Annotated in this window: 13 protein-coding genes, 1 tRNA gene and 2 pseudogenes; 11 read left to right on the top strand and 5 right to left on the bottom strand. The window is 59.5% G+C overall.

From position 1 onward, the window contains the following. Positions 1-20 precede the first annotated feature (20 nt). The 7 genes from rlmB (at position 21) to BDD14_RS18475 (ending at position 9,544) form a co-directional block, all read left to right on the top strand. Positions 21-833 (top strand): 23S rRNA (guanosine(2251)-2'-O)-methyltransferase RlmB, encoded by an 813-nt coding sequence (gene rlmB, locus BDD14_RS18505; RefSeq protein WP_130420096.1) that lies wholly within the window; start codon positions 21-23, stop codon positions 831-833. Further along, positions 833-2,845 carry a gluzincin family metallopeptidase gene (locus BDD14_RS18500; RefSeq protein WP_130420095.1) on the top strand — a complete coding sequence of 671 codons (2,013 nt, stop codon included), beginning with the start codon at positions 833-835 and terminating at the stop codon, positions 2,843-2,845. Before rlmB ends, BDD14_RS18500 begins: the two co-directional genes overlap by 1 nt. A gap of 361 nt (positions 2,846-3,206) precedes the next feature. Then, positions 3,207-5,003, top strand: coding sequence for a tetratricopeptide repeat protein (locus BDD14_RS18495; RefSeq protein WP_130420094.1), 1,797 nt, complete (start codon positions 3,207-3,209; stop codon positions 5,001-5,003). A 59-nt stretch (positions 5,004-5,062) separates the two neighbouring features. Then, on the top strand, positions 5,063-5,911 hold the full coding sequence (rnc, locus tag BDD14_RS18490) for a ribonuclease III (RefSeq protein ID WP_130420093.1): 849 nt from the start codon (positions 5,063-5,065) through the stop codon (positions 5,909-5,911). Beyond that, positions 5,908-6,762 carry a signal peptidase I gene (gene lepB / locus BDD14_RS18485; protein ID WP_130420092.1) on the top strand — a complete coding sequence of 285 codons (855 nt, stop codon included), beginning with the start codon at positions 5,908-5,910 and terminating at the stop codon, positions 6,760-6,762. Before rnc ends, lepB (BDD14_RS18485) begins: the two co-directional genes overlap by 4 nt. 68 nt (positions 6,763-6,830) lie before the next feature. Further along, a complete protein-coding gene (gene lepB, locus BDD14_RS18480) occupies positions 6,831-7,631 on the top strand; it encodes a signal peptidase I (RefSeq protein ID WP_423201760.1) in 801 nt (266 codons plus the stop codon). A 29-nt stretch (positions 7,632-7,660) separates the two neighbouring features. Then, positions 7,661-9,544 carry an AsmA family protein gene (locus BDD14_RS18475; RefSeq protein ID WP_130420091.1) on the top strand — a complete coding sequence of 628 codons (1,884 nt, stop codon included), beginning with the start codon at positions 7,661-7,663 and terminating at the stop codon, positions 9,542-9,544. Between the two features lie 501 nt (positions 9,545-10,045). On the opposite strand, the gene BDD14_RS18470 is transcribed toward BDD14_RS18475, so the two are convergent. Together BDD14_RS18470 and BDD14_RS18465 are read right to left on the bottom strand one after the other, a co-directional pair. Beyond that, positions 10,046-10,729: an anti-sigma factor family protein gene (locus BDD14_RS18470; protein ID WP_130420090.1), complete on the bottom strand. Its 684-nt coding sequence runs from the start codon at positions 10,727-10,729 to the stop codon at positions 10,046-10,048. Continuing rightward, a complete protein-coding gene (locus BDD14_RS18465; protein ID WP_130420089.1) occupies positions 10,726-11,442 on the bottom strand; it encodes an RNA polymerase sigma factor in 717 nt (238 codons plus the stop codon). Before BDD14_RS18465 ends, BDD14_RS18470 begins: the two co-directional genes overlap by 4 nt. Positions 11,443-11,647: 205 nt before the next feature. Between BDD14_RS18465 and BDD14_RS18460 the strand changes: the two genes are divergently transcribed. After that, a tRNA-Ala gene (locus tag BDD14_RS18460) sits at positions 11,648-11,723 on the top strand. A gap of 151 nt (positions 11,724-11,874) precedes the next feature. Here the strand turns inward: BDD14_RS18460 and BDD14_RS31920 are convergent. From BDD14_RS31920 to BDD14_RS18450, 3 genes are read right to left on the bottom strand one after another with little or no spacing between them, the layout of a single operon-like run. Next, entirely contained in the window at positions 11,875-12,186 is a 312-nt protein-coding gene (locus BDD14_RS31920; protein WP_165420144.1) for a tyrosine-type recombinase/integrase, read from the bottom strand. Further along, positions 12,183-12,404, bottom strand: a complete 222-nt coding sequence (locus tag BDD14_RS31915) for a site-specific integrase (protein WP_165420143.1) — start codon at positions 12,402-12,404, stop codon at positions 12,183-12,185. The genes BDD14_RS31920 and BDD14_RS31915 overlap by 4 nt, the downstream gene beginning before the upstream one ends. Further along, a complete protein-coding gene (locus BDD14_RS18450) occupies positions 12,401-12,715 on the bottom strand; it encodes a hypothetical protein (protein WP_130420087.1) in 315 nt (104 codons plus the stop codon). The genes BDD14_RS31915 and BDD14_RS18450 overlap by 4 nt, the downstream gene beginning before the upstream one ends. 370 nt (positions 12,716-13,085) lie before the next feature. On the opposite strand from BDD14_RS18450, the pseudogene BDD14_RS34560 reads away from it, so the two are divergent. The 3 genes and pseudogenes from BDD14_RS34560 to BDD14_RS18440 all read left to right on the top strand — a co-directional run. Then, positions 13,086-13,208 (top strand): annotated as a pseudogene (locus tag BDD14_RS34560) (DNA cytosine methyltransferase); the annotation flags it as partial. A 35-nt stretch (positions 13,209-13,243) separates the two neighbouring features. After that, a pseudogene (locus tag BDD14_RS34555) lies at positions 13,244-13,486 on the top strand (DNA cytosine methyltransferase); the annotation flags it as partial. Between the two features lie 31 nt (positions 13,487-13,517). Beyond that, positions 13,518-19,409 (top strand): ATP-binding sensor histidine kinase, encoded by a 5,892-nt coding sequence (locus BDD14_RS18440; protein ID WP_130420086.1) that lies wholly within the window; start codon positions 13,518-13,520, stop codon positions 19,407-19,409. Positions 19,410-19,771: the final 362 nt, after the last annotated feature.

Raw genomic sequence — 19,771 nt, 5'->3', positions numbered from 1 at the left:
CGCCTGCGATACTTGAAGTCATGGAAGTTCTCTATGGCCTCCACCCCGTCGAAGAGGCCATCCGGGCCGGTTCCGGTCGCCTCGACCGCATCTCCGTCGCTCGCGAGCGTCGCGATGCAAAGCTCGATCGCCTCTCTTCCCTGGCTCGTTCCGCTGGCGTCCGCGTCTCGGTAGAACCCCGCGATCAGCTCACGCGCGTTGCCAAGACCGAGGCGCATCAAGGCGTCGTCGCCTATCTTCGCGAACGGGCATTCCTCACCATTGAGGACCTTCTCGTCCCCGCCGCTGACGGCCACCATCGCTTCTTCCTCGCCCTCGACGGCCTGGAAGACCCCCACAATCTCGGTGCCCTGCTCCGCACCGCCGACGGGGTCGGGGTCGACGGCGTTATTCTTCCGGAGCGTCGCAGCGCCCCCATCACCGCTACAGTCGCCAAAACGTCTGCAGGGGCCTCCGAACACATCCGCGTCGCCCGCGTAACCAACCTCGTCCGCTCCCTCGAGCAGATGAAGAAGGCCAACATCTGGGTCATCGGTCTCGACGAGCGCGGAACCCCCGATTACACCGACTTCGACTTCGCCACCGACTGTGTCCTCGTCCTGGGACGCGAAGGCGCCGGTCTCCACGACCTGGTCAAGAAGACCTGCGATCATCTATTGCGAATCCCCATGGCTGGGCAGGTCTCCTCGCTCAACGTCTCCGTCGCCGGCGCCGTCGTCATGTACGAGGCCATGCGCCAACGCCAAGCCTCAAAGCTGAATCCAGTCGTCCAACCAAAGCTGGCCGCTCTCGCAAAACCTGCGAAAAAGCCGAAGGGCCTCGGCAGTATCTAATGATTCGTTCCACCATACTCACCGTTCTCCTCAGTGCCGCCGCAGCCGGGATGGCGCAACAGCCTGCTCCATCGGAACCTCAGGGCCAGGTCCTCTTTCACCGCAACGAAGATCCCTCGGCCCAACCCCGTTCCGGTAAGCCCTCCCGAACGCCGGAAAAAGCCATCGCCGCCATCACGGACGCCGAACGCTCCGCCATTGCCTTCACGGCCTGGGATCTCGACCTGCACCTCGCCCCCGCTACCTCGCACCTTGCCGCTCGAGCCCGCTTTACCGTCCGCAATATTTCGTCCGCCCCGGTCTCGCAACTCGCACTCCAGGTCTCCTCTACCCTCCACTGGGAGAGCCTAAGCGCACCCATACCCCTTACCCTCACCGAACACGTCCTTGCTACCGATGCCGATCACACCGGTCAGGCAACCGAGGCCCTTGTCGTCCTCTCACGCCCCATTCCACCGGGCTCCAGCCTTACGCTGACCGGCTTCTATTCAGGCCCTATCACCGCCTCCGGCGAGCGACTCACGCGCATCGGCGCTCCTCCCGATCAGGCCGTAAACGCCGATTGGGACCAGATATCCCCAGACATCATCGCCCTCCGAGGCTTCGGCAATGTCCTCTGGTATCCCGTCTCCTCTCCTCCACTTTTCCTCGGGGACGGCGCAAGGCTCTTTCAGGCCATCGGCCTCTCGCGCCTCCAGCAGGCCTCCTCGACTGTTCATCTCCGGCTCTCGATCGAGTACGTCGGCGAGCCTCCTGTGGACGCGTTCTTAAATGGTCAACGTCAGCCCCTCGATCACGTCACAGAGGAGCCCAACGCTCCAGTCGAGGAATCCCATGGCGTCGCGACCACGGACTTTCCGGCCGCCTCCCTCGGATTTCGCACCCCCAGCCTCTTCGTCACCGCCCAGGCTTCCCATCCTTCCGAAAATCAGCTGCTCCAGGTGACGACAACTCGTCCAGAGGCCATCGCTCCCTTTACCACTGCATCCACCAATGTTGCGCCTCTGCTCCGCGACTGGCTGGGCCCGGCCCCACTTACTCCTCTCACCCTCATCGATCACTCCGGACAGCCCTTCGAAGAGGACGCCTTCCTGCTTGTTCCCCTCACCGCTACGGACGCCCGCCAGATTACCCCTGCAATGGTCCATTCGTTGGCGCATGCCTGGTTTCGGTCGTCACTGCCATGGCTCAACGAAGGCGTCCCCCAGTTCATCTCACTGCTCTACACGGAATCCACCGATGGCCGCGACAAGGCGCTTGCCGAGCTCCGCCAGCTCATCAACCCGCTTACCCTAGTCGAACCGGAAAAGCCAGCTGAGGAAGCTTCTACCCCTCCGGCTGATTTCAGCAGAGGCTACTCCAGCTCCTCCAGCAGCTCCAGCTCCCCCGAGCCTCTACCGGCGGGCCCACCTGACCCTCTGCCATCTACACTGCCTCCACCTCCGGGCCAGCCCGGCCAGAGCTTGATTGCAGCGCATGACGAGGTGTACTACCGGGCCAAAGCCGCGGCGGTCCTGTGGTTGCTGCACTCCATAGTCGGTGATGTTCCCCTCAAGCGGGGCCTGCAGACCTACCGCGACGAAGTACGCCACGCAGCCCCCAATACTCCGGAAGACCCTCACGCCTTTCAGCGTGTTCTTGAAGCCGCCTCACACAAGGACCTCTCCGCCATCTTCGATGACTGGGTTTACCATGACCGCGGCCTCGCCGATCTCTCCATCGTCAACGTCACGCCCCGTGATCTTCCCGCCCGCAACGGCAAAGGCGTGAGCTGGTTGGTGGCTGTTGAAATTCACAATGCCGGCTACGTCACGGTCGATGTACCGGTCACGGTCCGTTCCGGAACTCTCACATCGACCGAAAAAGTCCATATCCCGCCCCGCTCCAGCGTCTCCACTCGTATCGTCTTCGAGGGTGTTCCGCAGGAGATCCAGGTCAACGACGGCACGATCCCGGAGACCACCAGCCCCATCCATGTACGCGAAATCCATGTCGCGCCAGCCCCAATATAGGTGTCGTGTCGATTTACCGATTCCAGACTTAGCCAATTCCTCTTCCGTCGAGATGCCGGTCTATGAACTTTGCACTTCGAAACAGAATCGTCCGCTTGGCGTCGCTGCCGCCGCATGCGAAGGCTGTGGTTACCGGCCTTAACCTGTTACATCCCAACCTTTTAGAAAAAGTACTTTTCGCCCGAGGCTGCGTCCGCTCCTGCCACAATGCCGGCATCAAAATCATAGGGAAGTGAGAAGGCTCACTGGGCCACCTTCTCTGAAAAGATGGTAATCGGAACGGCGGCATCAGCTAAACCAACTTGAACCTTGCACCGCCTTCACCGCTTCCCCTAAACTCCTCTGAAAGAGTCAAAATAACGTGCTTTTCCCACACAAAACCGCGGCATCCCTTCTGCTTGCAACCTCTTTGCTGAGTTACAACGCCGGGGCCCAGTCGTCAAGCTCGTCGAATTCGCAGTCTTCGTCCACTCTCGACAACGACCGCCAACGCACTCCCGCGCGTCCGCGCGTTGCTCAGCCTGAAGCCGGAGGAGCCGCCGTTACCCTCGAGACCAGCGAACCGCTCTTCTACGTCGCTGCCGCGCTCAATACCTGCGGATACGATGCCGATCTCGAAGCCTCTGCCCCCGTCCGCAAGCAGATTCGCGATGAGATCAACCAGGCGCTCGCCTCCGCCACACCCGATGCGCGCGACCACCGCGATGCGCTCTGCGGCTATATCCGCCAGCACAGCTTGGCGGATTCCGGCCTTAATCTCGCGCAGTATGTCTCCCTCTCCCTTTATCTCAACCCGCCGCCCCAACTTAATCCTGCGGCCGAGGAGACTGAACTTCCTCCTGACTCCACCCAGGTCGTCAACATTCTTCCCCTGCTCCGCACCTTCGCTGAAGACATCAATCTGCACGGCATCTGGGTAACACACCACACGGAATACGAAGCGCTGGTCGACAAAGTCCACGATCCCCTGACAAAGACGATTCTCGATACGAATATCTATCTCCGGTTGCCTGTCTCAAGCTATGATGGGCGCCGTTTTCTGGTTCTGCTGGAGCCCATGCTCGCGCCATCCACCACCAATGCGCGTATCTACGGCAACGATTACATCGTCGTCGTCTCGCCCTCCGGCAATCCACTCGGCCAGGTTCATATGGACGAGATCCGGCACACCTATCTCCACTATGAGATTGAGCCTCTGGTCTACGCCCGCGCCAGCGCCATGGATCGCCTCCTTCCGCTGCTCAAGGCGGTTCAGGACGCTCCCCTCGAGTTCACCTATAAGTCCGATATTTCGGCATTCATCACGGAAAATCTCATCAAAGCCGTCGAAGCTCATACCATGGATACCGGCTCCCCCAAGCCAAAACGGCCCGGCCAGGTAAAGCAGCGCTCCGATATGACGAATTACGAGGCCGAACTTACGGCGTGGGAGCGTCAATCCGAGGCCGTTCGCCGCAAGCAGGTCGATCTCGACATGCGGCAGGGCTGGGTTCTGGCGAGCTATTTCTATGACAAGCTCGGACAGATGGAAAAGGACGGAGCCAGCCTGAAAGAGGACATCGCAGAGATGGTATACGGCATGGATGTCGATCGTGAGCGTCACGCCGCCGAGCAGGTTGCGTTTCTGCCGGAGGGCAGCCACGACTTCGTCAAGCGTGCTCCCCGGCAGCTCAAAGGCCTGGACCTCGCCGAGATGAGGTTGATGAAGGGCGATACTGCCGGTGCCGGGATGATGGCTGAAGAGGCTCTCAGGACCAACCCGAACGACCCCCAGGCCAACTATCTGGCTGGCCGTGTCGAACTGGTACAGGGCGACCCTGAATCCGCCCTTACTCACCTGAACAAGACGCTCACACTCACCAAAGACCCGCGTACGCTGGCCTGGACTCACATCTATCTTGGTCGTCTGTATGATATTGCGCGTGACCCGGAGCGTCCTGAGAGCGAACACCCCGAACGCACGAAGGCCGTCGCTGAGTACAAAGCCGCTCTGGCAGTACGTGATTCCCAGCCCGACACCAAAGCTGCTGCAGAGAAGGGTCTTAAGGAGCCTTTCCTTCTCCCGCAGCGGTCCAACAGCAACAATGAAGATAACGAACCTTTAGACCCCACCGGCAAAGCTGAGAAGGACGCCTATCGACCACCTTCGCCCCAATGAGCGACTCTGCTCGTTGGAGCGTCCAACATTTCAGTACAGTTAATTCCTAGCGAGGGAGCATGCCGACGCGCCGCAGAAAGTCCGCACGAGTTTCATCGAGCGAGACGCTCGCCCCTCCCTGGGATCACCGATTCAAGCGCCCCGACCTGCTTACCCTGGCGCTTACGCACCGATCTCTTGCCTACGAGACCAGCCCCGACAGCCTCTTCAACCCGGCCACCGACAACGAGCAGCTCGAGTTCGTGGGCGACGCCATCCTCGGCCTCGCTGTCGCCGAGAGTCTTTACCGCCGCTTTCCCGACTCTCGCGAGGGAGAGCTTACTCGTCTCCGGGCCTCCCTTGTCAGCCGCCGCCATCTCGGTGCCGTCGCCCAGCGCATAGGCCTTGGAGCCATGCTTCGCCTCGGCCGCGGCGAGGAGCAAAGCGGAGGCCGGCAGAAGCCGGCGCTGCTCGCAAATGCCCTCGAAGCCGTCATCGCTGCCCTCTATTTTGACGGAGGGCTCGAGGTCGTTCGCCCCTTCATCGAGCGCCATATCATCGAGCCATCCATGCCTGATCTCCACGGAGCTCTCAGCGCGCGAGACACCTTTAGCGGAGCCATCGGCGATCATAAGTCCGCCCTCCAGGAACACCTGCAGGCAACGGGCGCCGGTCAGCCCCAGTACGTCCTCACATCGCAGAGCGGACCTGACCACCAGAAGCTCTTCCGTGTTGAGGTCCGCGTCTCCGACGGTCTTGGAGGGTCACGAGCCCTGGCGGAATCCGAGGGCACCACAAAAAAACAGGCCCAGCAGGAGGCGGCCCGCATCGCCTTCGAACGTCTCCAGACCGAGCGAAACCTTACCTCTCTCGCTGCGGAACCTGGAATTGTCGAACGTGGTCGCGCAGGTACAGGGGCGGCACGATGAGCGGCCCCAGCCTCACCTCTGCTTCTCCCCCTGAGGTCCACCCCTCCATGGGGTTTGTTGCGGCTCCCCGCCGGATTCCCCCTTCAGAGCCTCGCGGCCCGCATCAGCCTCAGGGTCACTCTCACATCCCCAAACCTGGCATCCTTCCGGCGGTGCAGTCCCTGATCGTCATCATTGTGGTGGCGGTCTTCATCGTTACCTTTACGGTCCAGCCGTTCCGCATCCCGTCCGGCTCGATGGAGCCGACTCTTCTCATAGGCGACTTCCTCTTCGTAGACAAGCAGGTCACCGCAGACTCAATCGGCTCACTTTTTCTACCTCCTCCCTCTATCCATCGGGGCGATGTCATTGTTTTTCACTTTCCCCTCCATCCGGACGTTCATCTCGTAAAACGCGTGGTCGGAATCCCCGGTGACCACCTCCGTCTTCGCAATGGCCATGTCCTGGTCAACGGTCTCCGCCTCGACGAGCCCTATGCGTTTTACCGTCCTTCCGGTCCTGACAATTTTCGCGATAATTTTCCCCGGCTTCAGAACGCCGACCCTGCCATTGACTCGCGCTGGTGGATTCGCATGCGCAAGCTCATCGATGACGGAGGGCTGATCGTCCCCGCAGGAAATTACTTTGTCCTCGGCGACAACCGCAACAACAGTGAAGACAGCCGTTACTGGGGCTTCGTCCCCAGCGAAAACATCGTAGGACGTCCGCTGATGATCTATTTTTCCCTGCGCCAGGGCGACGGCTCCGGGTATATATCGGCTCGGCCTGCCGGAGTCGCGCTCCAGCCGTCCAACCAGGCCGGTCCGCTTCGCTTCGCCCGGTGGGAGAGAATCTTCCGGATCGTACGGTAACCTTCGACTTCCCGGTTTTTCGCCCATCGGCGATACACTGGAAAGACACACGTGGAGAGAGCTGGTCGATGAAGACGATGGAATCCATTGAGAACGAAGAAGCTGCGCCCCGGGCCGAGCATCAGACTGAGACCCCCCTCGAATCGCTGGCATCGATCGCCAGCGTGCTTGCCGTAGGCCTCTTTGTGATGACCTTCGTCTTTCAGAACTTCGAAATACCTTCCGCCTCCATGGTCAAAACGCTCCTGATCGGCGACCACGTGCTGGTGGACCGGATCTCGCTGGCGCCACCGGCGAAATGGGCCCCCTTTACCTTCTACCGCGACATTCATCGCGGCGATGTCATTGTCTTCCTCAAGCCTGGCGAACCCGATCTCTTCCTCGTTAAGCGGGCGATCGGAATTCCCGGCGACCATATCCATCTTCGTAACGGGGTCGTTTATCTCAATGGGGTAGCTCAGAAAGAACCTTATGCTGCGATGCCGACCTCGGATGGCGATCCGCAGCACGAGTACAATCCCTACCGCGACGACTTTCCGAGCATCCCGCCCGACCCTATGTACCAAGTCACGGCATCCTGGCAGTACGAACTGCCTCAGCACATCGAGAACGGTGACCTCGTCGTTCCACCCGGAAAAATCTTCGCCATGGGCGACAACCGCCCGGACTCCCTCGATGGCCGCTACTGGGGCTTCGTCCCTCGCGAGAATATCGTGGGCAGACCTATGTTCGTTTACTGGTCCTTTGAAACGCCCGCCGATCAGATCGAAAAGCAGAGCATTAGCGAACGGCTTGCCTTCATGGGCCACATTCTCGTCCACATCGTCGATCAGACGCGTTGGAAGCGCACATTCCATCTCATTCGTTAGCGGGGCTTCAAGGTTAGCCCATATTCTTCATGCGGCAGATCTATCCATCCCAGCACGTCGCGCCGGTTCCCCTGGACGCCTCTCTTCAACCTGGCAATATGGTTGAACAGGAAATCCTGCTCCCTTTGCCTGTTCCCCCTCGCAGCGAAGCGGAACAAAGGAGCATCCCCCCCTTCCGCGCCCATTTTCGCCGTTTCCGGCTGTTTTATCTCGGCATTCTCATCGTTCTTCTGCTCATTTTTGTTCCTCCCCTGGTGAATATCGGGCGCTACCAGCGCCGCATCGCAACCAGCATCGGAGACAGTCTCGGCCGCCCCGTCCACCTGGACCGCATCTCGCTGACTTTGTTTCCCCTGCCCGGCTTCACCATCGAGAATCTCGTTGTAGGCGAGAACCCGGCCTTTGGCGTGGAGCCCATCATCCGTGCCAACTCCGTTCGCGCCACGCTTCGCATCCCCTCTCTTTGGCGTCGTCAGGTAGAGTTTTCTACCATAAGCTTCACCGACCCCAGCGTTAACCTCGTCCATACAGCCGACGGTAAATGGAATATTGAGGGCATCCTCCTCCAGGCATCGCACATTGAAACCGCCCCCACGGCCCAGCGGCATGCCGGCTCCGCTCCGCGTTTTCCCTACATCGAGGCTACCGGTGCCCGCCTCAACTTCAAGCAGGAACAGGAAAAGCTGCCCTTCTCCCTCGTCGATGCAGACTTCGCGCTCTGGCTTCCCGATCCTCACCAATGGCATCTTCGCCTTCGTGCACACCCCACCCGCACCGACTCGAACGTCTCCGATACCGGGACGATCGAGCTTGAATCTACCCTGGGCGCTGCGCCTTCTCTCAGTCAGGTTCCACTCAATCTTCAGGGCCAGTGGCGAGATGCTCCACTTGGAGAAGCCACCCGTGTCCTCTTTGGCCGCGATGCCGGCTGGCGGGGGGAGATGAATCTTTCTGTCAATATTCGGGGGACCTTTGGCGAAAGTGCCGTCACCACTCGCCTCCACCTTGAAGATGCGCGGCCCTCCGACTTTGTTCCTGAGACGCCTCTTTCCGCGCAGGTTGAGTGCTATGCAACCGCCTCAGGACTTTTTCACGCCTTTGAGGATGTTCGCTGCAGCTGGCCTCCAGCAGCTTCGTCCCACGCCCAGGCTGTCGCATTGACTGGAACCATTCCCAATGTCCATCGGCTCAGCGACTCCTCCCTGCAGCTGGGAACATCCGGAATTTCCGCCTCAACGCTGCTGTCCTGGCTTCGCGCCACCAGCCCTCATGTCTCCCCCGATATCGAAGCAACCGGGCTTCTTACCGGAAGCATGACCTACGAAGGCCCAGCTATAGACCGGAAAGACGGCTCTTTAAACGGAAGTGCACATCGCTGGCAGGGGCAGTTCACGCTGAGCGACGCAACCCTCAAAGTTCCGTCCGAGGGAAAGGTAGAGGCGGCCGCCACAACATCGACGGGAAGCGAAACATCCGCAGACGGATCCGTGGTAACCCTGCTCTCTCAGGATGTTCAGGTCTACGCCGCCAGCAGGACCGCCACGCACCATCACGCTGCCGCTCCGGCTCGCGCGCCTGCTCATGGCTTGTTGCTCGCTCCCACTCTGCTGCAGCTTGGCGGCCATGATCCGGCCACTCTCGAAGGACGTTTTGACGCGACTGGCTACACGTTGCATCTCACAGGAACTGCAACTGTTCCCCGCCTTCAAGCTCTCATTCACGCTCTTCCTCCTCTGGGCGATGGCCTTCTGAAAGCTCTCCCGCCGAATCATCCGGCAACGGCTCCATTTCACATCGACCTTACCGCCATTCGTACCTGGCGAGGGCCCCAGACGTGGAGTGACGCTAAACGTCCATCTACCCTTGCATCATGTTGTCAGTCGCAGCGGGCTCAAACGGCCCTGGCCCCATAAGCCCCAGCAACCCTGATGCAATCTCTTGCATCACAGTCCGCAGTAGAATTTACTCTCTCTTTTCCGGTTTTCCGGCTTCTCTCATGCAGGTATGTAGGGCTAAAAAGTGCGCAAGCAGAGACTTCTGCCGGGGGGTTGTCATGGATGAACTACGCTGCCCGAAGATGGATTTGTTAGGTATCCGCCTGATAAAGGCATATCGCCGAATTGACGACACCCAGATCTTAGCGGATTCCGTGTCGGATCAGGTCGAGGCGGAGATTGAAATTACCGTTGTCCAGCAGGAGATGGGGAGACACTCTGAGGAGTGCTCTGTGTGCCAGGCAATCCGGGGTCGCAAGGAGATCCTCCGAGCATTCTCCGAGGGAGATCCTGCCTGGCGGGGCACGATGGCAAGCTGATTCATCGGAGATAACTGCAATCGCCGCACGGCTCTACTGAATTGTCTGCGCATTACGGGCGTCGACAAGGAAAATTGTCTCCCAATCAAGTGAAGTGTATTTACCCTTGCACGGAGATTCCGGAGAAAGTCATCACGACGCGGCTCCGCACCGGAGCGCCGAAGACTCGAGCAGGCTCGAAGACACTAAGCATCAACTGATCAACAACCTGATTTCGAACCGAGATATCCTCCGGTCCGGAGACGATGTTGTAGTCGTATACCCTACCTTGATCGTTTACGAAAGCCTCTACAATGATCGCCGAATCGTGGTTCGTAACGATCGGTCTCGGCATCACCGCGGAGTAGAGATAGTGCGGTGATGTCATCGCTCCCAACGGCTCATCATTTGCCATGACTGGCTGCGGGGCGGCGAAGAGACCCAGCAGAACCATGATTGTGCCGACCAGCATAATCGAGCAGGCTGCACCCGCCGAGACCTGCACAGCCCAAGGCCGAATCGTGTTTTCCCATTTCAGCGCCAGAACGTCGCTCCACGTCCGTTTGCCGGAGGCGATCTCGTGCGAGATTGCAACACGCAGGCGGGTTCCCATATCCGCAGGAGCTCTTGCGGGACCAAGAGAAGCCAATGAGCTCTGCATGGCTCGTAACTCTTCAAACTCCCGATGACATTCCGTGCATTCGTCCAGATGTAGTGCAATCACCTGCATCTGGCGACCGTCCACCGCACCATCCAGATAGCTTGAGAAGGAAGACCGTATCTTGCCGCACTGTGGGGAGTTCATCTCGTCACCGTCCCCGGGCTGGAAACGGCCCCGGTATGAAGGTTGGATGGAACGGAAGTTGTGGAAGTAGCGGAATTCTTTGCGTCGGCGACTAGAAGAGCACGGAGCGCGGAACGTCCACGGGTCAGCCGCGATTTAACCGTGCCGATATTCACATTCAGAATTTCGGCGATTTCTTCATAGGCGAAACCCTCGATCTCGCGCAACACAACAACGGTGCGGAAGACCTCAGGGATCTGGCGGAGCGCCTCTTCGACACGATACTTCAATTCCGATTGCGCAGCATGATCGAAGGGTGACCCCCCCCTGTCCGCCAAGGTTGCGGCGAGCGATATGCCATCCTCCCCGGAATCTCCTGAGTCGATTGCCGAGTCAATCGTGAGCTCCTGCTTTTTGTGCCGCGACCACCAGCGGCGCTGGTTCGAGGCTTCATGCAGGGCAATTCGGTAGAGCCATGTCCTGAGACTTGAGTCACCATGAAAGCCGCGAATGCTGCGAAAGACCTTAATGAAGACTTCCTGCGTGATATCGGCCGCATCGGCGGAGTCGGTCAGGCTGCGTGCGATGAGAGAGTAAAGTGGCTGATGGTATTGCGCAATGAGGATGCCAAAAGCCTCCTCGCTGCCGGCCTTCAGATCGGCGACGAGCGCCGCTTCTTCCGTCGTAATGCCTATCGCGCTGGTCAGATTTCCCAAGAACGTGCCCGCCTGCATATCGGGTGACCTCTACACTAAAACTTTTGTGTAACGCATGGCAAATGCACTGTTTCTGATGCATAGAATGAAGAAACTGCGCCGCCGGCGGCAGAGTGCTCGCTCACTCTAGAGACTTAGACACCAGTCAATTGCGTGAAGTTCCCATGAGGTTTGACGAATCTTTAAAGGTAGCGGAAAATAGAAAGAGTCCTTCCAAGAGAGTGGGCCTGTGGCGCAGCTGGGAGCGCGCTTCCATGGCATGGAAGAGGTCATCGGTTCGATCCCGATCAGGTCCACCAATAATCCCAACAACGTAGCGGTTTCGCAGAAAAACGCGATGCGCTTTCGATACGTTGGTTCTCATGCTGCATCCTCCGCAGCACTTTCTACGACACTCCTTGAGCGGTCCATAAGAACATCGACCACCCGGCTTTGTACGTATCGCTTGGCTCATGTCAGAGTCTTGGTATAAATGCTCTCGTCGTGGACGATGTTGGCGTGGCGCATCAATTCCTGGACCACTTTAATATCTTCCCCGTTAGCTTTGAGCAGCATGGAATGGGTGTGCCGGAAGGTATGGCTGCCGACCCACTTCGTGATTCCGGCCCGCTTTGCGGCGGGCTGCAAGAAGCGATTCAGAAGCGTATCGGCCCAGGGCGGCATTTTGCCCTGAACTCGTTCGCTCGCGAAGACCCAGTCCTCCGGATCGGCATAGCAAGTTTCCCGCCTCCAGGCCCAGCAACTCGGCAGTAGTGAACTCATCGATGGGAACCGGCCTGCGGGAGGTCTCCGTCTTGCACTTCCCGACAATACCGTCCACGACCGACCGGGGTAACGTCCATCTGCAACGTCTTCCAGTCGATGCCCATCCACCACAAACCCAGGATTTCGCTGATGCGTAGCCCTGTCGTTGCCGCCACGATGCCAATGACGCGCATCTTCTGTGGCAACTCCAGCATGAGCGCACGAAATTCCGTCACTTCCAACGGTTCCGTAACCCGCTTCCGCTTGGTGCTCTGGCGGACGGCAAAGGTGGGGTCTCTCCATGGTTGAGCCAGCCGTAGCGGATCGCGTGTTGAAAGACTTCGCTCATGATGCCCTTGATCTTCGCTTTCGTGCCATTCGATAAATCATCGATGGAGCCAAGCCACCGCCCTACTGCGACTGCTTTGATCTCCCGAAGACGGTAACCGCTCCAATGCGGAACGATTCTCGCCTTCAGATAAACAGCGTAGGTCTGCTTCGTCTGTCGGACCTTCCGCTCGGATTCTTTTTCCAGATCCTCGATCAACCGATAGTGTTCTACTAATTGCTCGAATGTTTCTGGCAGGCCTTCTGGACGTGAGGTGTGATGGTTAACATCGAGGAAGCAAGATCGCCATCTCCTTTAGAACATCTAAAGTAGCTGCCGGGAGGATCGCACGTCGGTTTGAGTATTCTTGCGATAGTCCAGGAATCGGTTCAAGAGCCGAGGAGTGTGCGCGCAGCTTGTTAGCGTTGCCTGTCGTTGTCCCTCCTGGGGGATAATCCAGAAGGTATTCGCCAGCACCCGCGCTAGCCAAGGGCGTGTCGATAAAGACGTGAGTCTTATGGTGAAATGTTTTTCTCCCGACCGCTGAAACTTTGTTCAAGAGGACCGTCTCAGTTCTGATCCGCTTAAGATCGTTGGAGCAATCGACCTGGCCGGAACACCTTACCAGTCTTTCTCCGTCGCCGGTAAGCGAGCAGGACTGGATGGCCCGCGTGGCAACCTCACCGTCGAGTTTGCTCGGCTTGCTGGCAGGCTCAGGCCCCGTATGGCTGGAGGGAGAACGTCCCCGGCGTCCTGTCGATCGACGACGGACGAACGTTTGGAGCCGTCCTCGGGATGCTGGTTCAACTCGGGTATGGGATCGCCTGCCGAGTTCTTGACTCTCAATTTACTGGAGTATCCCAACGACGGCGTCGCGTCTTCGTTGTCGAGACTGGAGAGCTGCCGCGGCGATATTCCTTGAGCGCCACAGCTTGTCGGGGGAATCCTCCGCCGCGTCGAGAGACGCGGCAAGCCAAGCACAGACTATAATCCTCTAACCGCAACGACAGGGATTGTCTCCATGACGGAGTCTTCTGAATACGTGCTGGAGACCCTTGGGGAAAGCGGGGAGCGCACTCTTTACCGCGGCCGGCAGCGTGGCAACCCATTTCCGGTCTTGCTGGCGGCACTCGCCGCAGAACGTCCGTCACCTCAGGGGCTTCGGCGGATCGAACACGAATACTCGCTCAGGACCGAACTCGACCCTACGTGGGCAGCCCGTCCTCTGGAGGTGACTCGTCACGACGGCCGGACGATGCTGGTCCTCATGGATCCTGGCGGCGAGCCACTGGATCGGGTCCTTGAAAGGGTCGAGGGGCAACCGCTCGAGCTGACTCGCTTTCTGCGCATCGCCATCGGCTTGGCGACAGCAGTCGGCCAAGTCCATCGGCACGGTCTCATTCATAAGGACATCAAGCCTGCAAACGTGCTGGTCGACGACGCCGGCAACGTCCGACTGACCGGATTCGGGATAGCATCCCGGCTGCCACAGGAGTGCCAGGCGCCCGCGCCGCCGGAGGTCATTGCCGGAACCCTTGCCTACATGGCACCCGAACAGACCGGTCGCATGAACCGCTCGATCGATGCCCGGAGCGATCTTTACTCTCTGGGCGTCACCCTGTACCAGATGCTGACGGGCACTCTGCCGTTTGTTGCCGCCGATCCGCTGGAGTGGATCCACTGCCACATTGCGCGCCAGCCGACGCCGCCGCGCGAACGCGGCACTGTCCCCGAGCCGCTCTCGAGTCTCGTCATGAAGCTCCTCGCCAAAAACGCTGAGGAGCGCTACCAGACTGCCTCCGGCCTGGAGACCGATCTTCGGATGTGCCTGGCGGAATGGGAGTCGCATGGCCGCATCGATGCGTTCCCGCTGGGCGCGCGCGACACGTCGGACCGATTGCTGATCCCCGAGAGACTGTACGGGCGAGAATGCGAGGTCAACGCTTTGCTGGCGGCCCTCGACCGGGTCGTGGTCGAGGGCACACCGGAACTGGTGCTCGTCTCCGGTTACTCCGGTGTCGGCAAATCCTCCGTGGTAAATGAATTGCACAAGGTGCTCGTTCCGCCGCGCGGGCTTTTCGCTTCCGGAAAGTTCGATCAGTACAAGCGCGACATCCCGTATGCGACCCTGGCACAAGCGTTCCAGGCCCTCGTCCGTCAGATCCTCGTAAAGAGCGAAGGGGAGATGGGCCAGTGGCGCGGCGCACTGCGGGAAGCGGTGGGCCCAAACGGGCAGCTTATCGTCAACCTGATCCCGGAGGTCGAGTTCATCCTCGGGAAACAGCCGCCCGTTCCAGAGCTGCCGCCGCGAGATGCGCAGAACCGCTTCCAGTTGGTGTTCCGGCGGTTCCTTGGGGCGTTTGCCCAGCCGGAGCACCCGCTTGCATTGTTCCTCGACGATCTGCAATGGCTGGACGCGGCGACCCTTGAACTGCTGGAGCACCTGATTAGCGATCCGGATGTGCGGTGCCTGATGCTGGTCGGGGCCTACCGCGACAACGAGGTCAGTTCGTCTCACCCGCTCATGCGGACCCTGGGGACGATCCGCAAGGCCGGTGCGAGGGTGCAGGAGATCACGCTAGCGCCTCTTCGGCTCGAGGATGTAGAGCAACTCGTCGCCGATGCCCTGCACTGCGATCGGGATGCCGCCCACCCTCTGGCGCAGCTGGTGCACGAGAAAACCGGCGGCAATCCGTTCTTCGCTATCCAGTTCCTCACGGCGCTCGCCGAGGAAGGGCTGCTCGTGTTCGATCCGGAGCCGGGGTTCTGGACATGGGACTTGGCGCGCATCCGCGCCAAAGGCTACACCGATAACGTCGTGGATCTCATGGTCGGGAAGCTGAAGCGGTTGCCCGACACGACCCAGGAAGCACTCAAGCAACTCGCCTGTCTCGGGAACGTGGTCGAGATCGCCACCCTGACTCTGGTTCACGGCAAATCAAAAGAGGAGATCCACAAGGCACTCTGGGAGGCCGCTCGGACGGGGCTGATCTTCTGTCTGGAGAGCTCCTACACGTTCCTCCACGACCGCGTTCAGGAGGCTGCCTATGCGCTCATCCCCGCAGACGAGCGGGCGGCGGCACACCTTCGGATTGGCCGAGTGCTTGCGGCACGGACGGCGCCGGACGAGATCGAGGAGAATATTTTCGAGATTGTGAACCAGCTGAATCGCGGCGCCGCACTGATCGATGTGCGGGAGGAATGCGAGCGTGTCGCCGAGCTTAATCTTCTTGCCGGCAAGCGCGCCAAGACTTCAATGGCCTACGCCGCGGCGCTGAAATATCTCGCTGCCGGCCGCAAGCTGCTAGCGGAGGACAGTTGGGAGCGGCGCTACGAACTCACCTTTGCGCTTGAGTACCACCGCGCCGAGTGCGAGCTGCTGACTGCAGACCTGGCTGCGGCGGAAGAGCGGCTCACGATGCTTTCCCGAGGCGCTATGAACCTCCTAGACACCGCCATCGTAGCCTGCCTGCGCATGACGCTTTACACCACCCTGGATCGGAGCGACCGTGGTGTCGAGGTGTGCCTCGATTTCCAACGGCACAGAGGCGCCCACTGGTTGCCGCATCCCACAAATGACGAAGTCAGGCAGGAATACGAGCAGATAGGGCGCCAGCTCGGCGGCCGATCGATCGAGGAACTGATTGACTTGCCGTTAATGAATGATCCGGAGATTCGCGCGACGCTCAATGTTCTGACGGAGGTCGTGACGCCAGCATTGTTCACCGACAAGAATTTGCTCTCACTGGTGATTTGCCGGATGGTCAATCTCAGCCTCGAACATGGCAACAGCGACGGATCGTGCTTTGCTTATGTCTGGCTCGGTATGATTCTCGGACCGCACTTTGGCGACTACCAGGCCGGATTCCGATTCGGCAGGCTCGGGTACGATCTAGTGGAGAAGCGGGGACTGCATCGCTACCAGGCGCGGGCGTACATGTCCTTCGGGAATCTTGTCATGCCCTGGACGAGGCACATCCAGACGGGCCGGGCGTTGGTGCGTCGCGCCTTCGATGCCGCGAACAAGACCGGCGACCTGACCTTTGCGGCCTATAGCTGCAACAATCTGAACACGAATCTGCTGGCGAGCGGCGATCCTCTGGGCGAGGTGCAGCGAGAGGCCGAGAACGGGCTCGAATTCGCGCGGAAGGCGCGATTTGGGCTGGTGATCGACATTATCACCGGGCAGCTCGGTCTGATCCGGACGCTGCGTGGCCTGACGCCGGAGTTCGGCTGCTTCAATGAGGAAGGGTTCGACGAGAGCAGCTTCGAACAACATTTTGAGAGTGATCCGCGTCTGGCGCTTCCCGAGTGCTGGTATTGGATCCGCAAGCTTCAGGCGCGCGTCTACGCGAACGATTGGGCTTCCGCCGTCGAGGCAGGATCGAGGGCCCGACAGCTTCTCTGGACGTCGCCGTCATTCTTTGAAGTGGCCGAATACCACTTCTATGACGCGCTCGCGCGAGCAGCACAGTACGATGCGGCATCGACCGACGAACGGTCTCAGCATCTGGAGGCCCTCGCCTCACACCACAAGCAGTTCGAGGCGTGGGCGGAGAGCTGCCCCGAGAATTTCGCCAACCGTGCCGCGCTGCTCGCCGCCGAGATCGCTCGCATCGAGGACCGCGCCCTCGATGCGATGTACTTGTACGAGCAGGCGATTCAGTCTGGCCGGGAGCACGGCTTCGTGCAGAACGAGGGTCTGGCTAATGAGTTCGCCGCGCGGTTTTATCTGGCGCGGGGCTTCGAGACGGTCGCCCACGCCTATCTGCGCAACGCGCGGAACTGCTACGACCGCTGGGGCGCGGTGGGGAAGCTGAAGCAGCTCGAGGCACTCTACCCGCACCTTAGCGAGGAACAGAGTCCCACATCTCCCGCCGCCACGATCGGCACGTTCGTGGGGCAATTGGACGTCCAGACGGTGGTCAAGTCCTCACAGGCACTCTCGAGCGAGATGGTTCTCTCCCACTTGATTGAGAAGCTCATGCGAATCGCGGTGGAGCATGCAGGAGCCGAGCGGGGCCTGCTTATCCTTCTCCGGGGCGACGAGCCCCAGGTCGAGGCGGAGGCCACCACCGCCCACGGCAGTATCGACGTCACCGTTCGACAAACCGCCCTCACGCCATCTGATCTCCCCCAATCTGCGCTTCATTATGTGATCCGGACGCAGAAGCAAGTTGTCCTTGATGATGCGTCGGTCAGGAATGTGTATTCCGAGGACGAGTATGTCCAGCAGAAGCGCCCCAGATCTGTTTTATGTCTTCCCATCGTCCAACAATCGAAGCTTGTCGGCGCACTCTACCTGGAGAATAATTTGACTCCGTGCGCCTTTACGTCGGACCGGGTCGCAGTGCTGGAGTTGTTGGCTTCGCAAGCCGCGATTTCGCTGGAGAACGCCAACCTCTATTCTGATCTGCAACGCAGCGAAGCCCTCCTGGCTCAAGGGCAGAGCATAAGCCACACAGGCAGCTTCTGCTGGAATACCGTCAGCGGCGAGATCTTCTGGTCGGAGGAAACCTACAAAGTTTTTGAATATGATCGATCCGCGAAGCCAACGATGGAGTGGGTATTTGATCGGATTCATCCCGACGATAGAGAGTTCGTGCGTCAAAGCATCGATCAAGCGATCAACGAGAAGACAGGATTTGATATTCAACATCGCTTGCTGATGCCGGAGGGGAGAGTCAAGCACGTTCGCGCATCGTCTCGCGTGTCGGAGTCTTCTCGGAGCAGCCTCGAATTTGTGGGCACCCTCATGGACATCACCACGGCAAAGCAGTCTGAAATGAAGCTTCGGGAGAGCGAGGCATATTTAGCAGAAGCACAGAGGCTCAGCCATACTGGCAGTTGGGCATGGACCCCAGCGACGGGCGAAAACAGGTACTGGTCCGATGAGTGCTTCCGTCTGCTAGGTTTTGACCCAGCAGACGGCATGCCACCATTCGAAACATTCGTTCAACGCATTCATCCGGACGATCGACCCGTCGTTGCGGAAGAGTTAGAGCGAGCAACGCGCGAACGGGGAGAGTATAAGGTTGATTATCGAATCGTTCATCCCGGCGGCGAGATCAGAAACATCCACGCAATAGGGCACCCGGTTCTCGACCCATCCGGCGATCTCGTTGAGTTCGTGGGCACCGGAATCGACGTCACCGCGGGTAAGCAGGCGGAGGAAGAGCGTGAGAGATTGCGTCAGGCGTACGCAGATCTCGCACATGTCAGCCGGGTAAACACCATGGGAGAGCTGACTGCGTCTCTGGCGCACGAAGTGAAGCAACCGATTGCCGCAACCGTCACAGACGCCAATACCTGCAAACGATGGCTTAACCGCGATCCCCCCAATCTGGATGAGGCGCGCGAAGCTGCCACCCGAATCGTGAAAGACGCAATGCGTGCGGCGGAGATCATCAGCCGGCTCCGCCTGCTCTTCAACAAGGGGACTCCAGTACGGGAGCCCGTTGATGTAAACGCAGTCATCGGAGAGATGATCCTTCTCCTGCGCAGCGAGGCCATGCGATACAAAATTGCTGTCCGGACGGAGCTGGCCACGGATCTTCCCCCGGTCATGGGAGACCGTGTGCAACTGCAGCAGGTGGTGATGAACCTGATGATCAATGGCATCGATGCGATGAACAACGTGGAGGGGGCGCGCGAGCTCGCCATCACGTCGCAGCGAGGGGAAGACGGGCAGCTTGTTGTGTCCGTCAGCGATACCGGCGTGGGGCTTCCCGCGAAGCAGGCGGACGAGATCTTCAATGCGTTTTTTACCACTAAACCCCACGGCACCGGCATGGGACTTCGGATCAGCCGTTCCATCGTTGAATCGCATGGTGGCCGCTTGTGGGCTACCGACAACTCTCCGCGGGGCGCAAGCTTTTACCTCACCCTCCCCCATCAGAATCGAGGGACGTGAATGACGCCCGCAGGCGCTCCCAAGGGGTTCGTCATTGATGATGTACCTCGCTTTTGTTGCTGCCTTTTGCTGCTGAATCTCCCAACCAGTTAGGACCTATCGACATTGTGACTTGCACGACCGCTCAGAGGCGCGCCGGCGCCCTCACTGTTGCGCGAGTCGAAGACAACGGTCGCTTTCCTGCTTCTGAGTGCTCAAGACGTATCGCGTTCAAGAGTTTTGCCTGCCCAATCCGCGAAAATACCAAGCGGCGATCGGGGCGACAGAGAGACGAGGTTGTAAGAAGTATTTAGCTATCACTGCTTACATCGCACGGGATTAAATTCGAAGCGGCCCTTGATGGTTATCATTCGTCGACCACA

This window comes from Edaphobacter modestus (assembly GCF_004217555.1).
Lineage (GTDB): Bacteria > Acidobacteriota > Terriglobia > Terriglobales > Acidobacteriaceae > Edaphobacter > Edaphobacter modestus.
Note: the sequence above shows the minus strand (reverse complement) of the source record. Positions and strands in the feature narration are given on the sequence as shown.

Coding starts and splice junctions, on each gene's coding strand:
- BDD14_RS18465 (WP_130420089.1), bottom strand. CDS start 11,442: ATGCAGGCGGGCACGTTCTTGGGAAATCTGACCAGCGCGATAGGCATT.
- rnc (WP_130420093.1), top strand. CDS start 5,063: ATGCCGACGCGCCGCAGAAAGTCCGCACGAGTTTCATCGAGCGAGACG.
- BDD14_RS18440 (WP_130420086.1), top strand. CDS start 13,518: ATGACGGAGTCTTCTGAATACGTGCTGGAGACCCTTGGGGAAAGCGGG.
- rlmB (WP_130420096.1), top strand. CDS start 21: ATGGAAGTTCTCTATGGCCTCCACCCCGTCGAAGAGGCCATCCGGGCC.
- BDD14_RS31920 (WP_165420144.1), bottom strand. CDS start 12,186: ATGAGTTCACTACTGCCGAGTTGCTGGGCCTGGAGGCGGGAAACTTGC.
- BDD14_RS18475 (WP_130420091.1), top strand. CDS start 7,661: ATGCGGCAGATCTATCCATCCCAGCACGTCGCGCCGGTTCCCCTGGAC.
- lepB (WP_423201760.1), top strand. CDS start 6,831: ATGAAGACGATGGAATCCATTGAGAACGAAGAAGCTGCGCCCCGGGCC.
- BDD14_RS18500 (WP_130420095.1), top strand. CDS start 833: ATGATTCGTTCCACCATACTCACCGTTCTCCTCAGTGCCGCCGCAGCC.
- BDD14_RS18470 (WP_130420090.1), bottom strand. CDS start 10,729: ATGAACTCCCCACAGTGCGGCAAGATACGGTCTTCCTTCTCAAGCTAT.
- lepB (WP_130420092.1), top strand. CDS start 5,908: ATGAGCGGCCCCAGCCTCACCTCTGCTTCTCCCCCTGAGGTCCACCCC.